The 2,529-nt window shown below is 46.5% G+C and carries 3 protein-coding genes; all 3 read left to right on the top strand.

What is annotated here, in order from left to right:
* A partial coding sequence (locus tag ACP45E_RS09975; protein ID WP_141707280.1) for a DUF2620 family protein occupies positions 1–180 on the top strand: 180 nt, incomplete at its 5' end.
* A 9-nt stretch (positions 181–189) separates the two neighbouring features.
* Positions 190–1,491, top strand: coding sequence for a YhfT family protein (locus tag ACP45E_RS09970; RefSeq protein ID WP_017036397.1), 1,302 nt, complete (start codon positions 190–192; stop codon positions 1,489–1,491).
* A gap of 159 nt (positions 1,492–1,650) precedes the next feature.
* Positions 1,651–2,529 (top strand): alanine racemase (locus ACP45E_RS09965; protein WP_069584959.1); only part of this gene is annotated, 879 nt, incomplete at its 3' end.

Raw genomic sequence — 2,529 nt, 5'->3', positions numbered from 1 at the left:
CCGCTCTTCCGATCTATCATTGGTTTTGGGCAGAGTTGCACCATTGCAAAACCAGCCATCAAAGCCAAAGAAGAGGAAGTAAAACAATTTATCGAAAAGGGCTACGTGGCCTTTGGTCTTTCGGTTGAACACATAGAGCATGCCGTACCAATGCTCACTGGATTACTTGCTGAACAGTAGGGAAATAATATGGATATTATGCACATAGGACTCGTTGCCACACTCTGCGCAATGACCGCTTTAATCGCTAACATGAGTGCGGCCGTGTTCCACGATGGGATTCGACCGATCTTACCTCAACTTGTTGAGGGCAATATGACAAGACGCGATGCTGGTTCCGTCGCCTTTGGTCTCTCTATTGGCTTCGTCGCATCGGTGGGAATTTCATTCACCTTATCGACCGGATTACTCAACCCTTGGCTGCTTTTCTTACCAACCGATATTCTCGGTGTCATGATCGGTAGCCGTTTCCTTGCCGCTGCCGCGGGTGGTCTATGGGGTATATTGGTCGTGACCTCATTAGCCGGTGTTAATGCCGTCTTAACAGGTCTACCCGTGGACGCGTTAGGTGCATTGGGCGAACTAGGTACGCCAGTTATGTCGGCCTTTGCACTGTTCCCATTGCTGGCTATTTTCTACCAATTTGGTTGGAGAGCCGGTGCAATCGCTGCGGTTGTCATCTTAATGTCTCGTCTTATGATCATTAAGCATACAGGCATTTACCCAGAATCGATTCAGATCTTTGTCGGCATGCTGATGTTGATCTTGTTCGCTATTCGCAAGGACCTCTCTGATCGAAAACAAGGTATTGCAGCGCCTGATATGTCTGGCCTGCATGGTTTGTTTGATGAACGCACCAAGCGAATTGTCAAAAACTTGCCCTTCCTAGCGGTGACAGGTGCTCTCATTGCTGCGGTCTCTAATGTCGGTATTTTTGCAGGATCAGAAGTCTCTATTTATTCCCTCGCAGACGCGTACCAAATGACGGATCCTGACGCAAAAGAGGCGGCAATGAAACAGGTGGCTCTGTCTGAATTTATGCGTGGCCTAGGTTTTATACCATTAATTGCAACCACGGCTTTAGCCACCGGTGTATATGGTGTGGTTGGAATGACATTTGTCTTTGTCGTCGGTTATTTATCACCCAACGTGCCCGTCGCAGCAGTACTTGGGGCGATTACAATTTGTGCTGAAGTTTATCTACTTCGTGGAATAGGCCGTTTCTTAGAGCAATTCCCATCGATTCGAAATGCCTCAGACAATATCCGAAATTCGATGAATACCTTAATGGAATTTGCTTTATTAATTGGTGGGGTCTTGGCGGTAATGAAGATGGGCGCCACTACGGGTTTCACCATTTTCGCCATGCTGTTCTTCTTAAATGAAGTATTAGGAAGACCGGTATTGAAGATTGCTGCACCTGCTGTCGCCGCTATTCTCACTGGTGTTATTTTAAATATTCTTCATGTGCTGGGTTTATTTGCTCTGTAATCATGTGGAATAACGTAACTCACTGTAAAAATTAACAAATAAATAGGCAGGCTGATCTTCAGCTTTATATAACACACCCACTTGTATTTGAAATCCATTATTAAGCAAGAGCATCAGAAATGATGTTCGGGATCAGCTCATGCCTAAAAAGGGGAGAACATGTTTTTAGAAGCGTTAGAAAAGCAAAATCCCAATTTAATTAATGCCACCCTAGCACTATTTAAACAGGGTAAATTACAGCCCGACACTGCGGTTATTGATGTAGACCAACTGCTCATCAACGCCAAATCAATGAAGCAGGTGGCGGACGAATCTGGGATACGTCTTTATGCAATGACCAAACAGTTTGGTCGCAATCCAATGATTGCCAAACTGCTCATAGAAGAATGTGGTTATGAAGGCATTGTATGCGTCGATTTCAAAGAAGCCCGACTCATGGCTGCACATGGATTGCCCATCGCCAATGTTGGCCATTTGGTGCAACCACCGAGCAATATGATTCATTCATTGGTTGCCAATATAAAGCCTCAGGTTATAACGGTGTATAGCCTTGAGAAAGCCCAAAAGATCTCTGACGCTGCGGTTATGGCTGGGCGACAACAAGGCTTACTGTTGAAGTTTTTCCATAGTCGAGACAAGCTTTACGTCAATCAAGAGTCTGGGTTTGCGCTATCACGCCTAGAAGAAGTCGTGCAGTCAATACAAGATATGCCGGGCGTTTATATCGAAGGGGTAACTCACTTTCCCTGCTTCTTGTACGACTCGGGTAGCAAACAAACCCAACCGACCCCAAACCTAATGACACTATTAGAGGCGAAACAAGGGCTAAATGCGTTGGGGATTCCCTGCAGCCAGGTGAACGCCCCCTCGTCCACCAACTCAGAAACGATCCCAATGCTGGCGAAATATGGATGCACCCACGGAGAGCCTGGCCACGCCCTAACCGGAACGACTCCAGCCAATGCTATCGAGCCACAAGTAGAGCGAATTGCCATGCTGTATCTCAGTGAAATCTCTCACCACCACGCCGACAACAGC

It is taken from the genome of Vibrio genomosp. F10 str. 9ZD137 (genome assembly GCF_049974785.1).
Lineage (GTDB): Bacteria > Pseudomonadota > Gammaproteobacteria > Enterobacterales > Vibrionaceae > Vibrio.
Note: the sequence above shows the minus strand (reverse complement) of the source record. Positions and strands in the feature narration are given on the sequence as shown.

Excerpts from the sequence above, each read along its gene's own strand:
- ACP45E_RS09970 (WP_017036397.1), top strand. The coding sequence starts at position 190 with ATGGATATTATGCACATAGGACTCGTTGCCACACTCTGCGCAATGACC.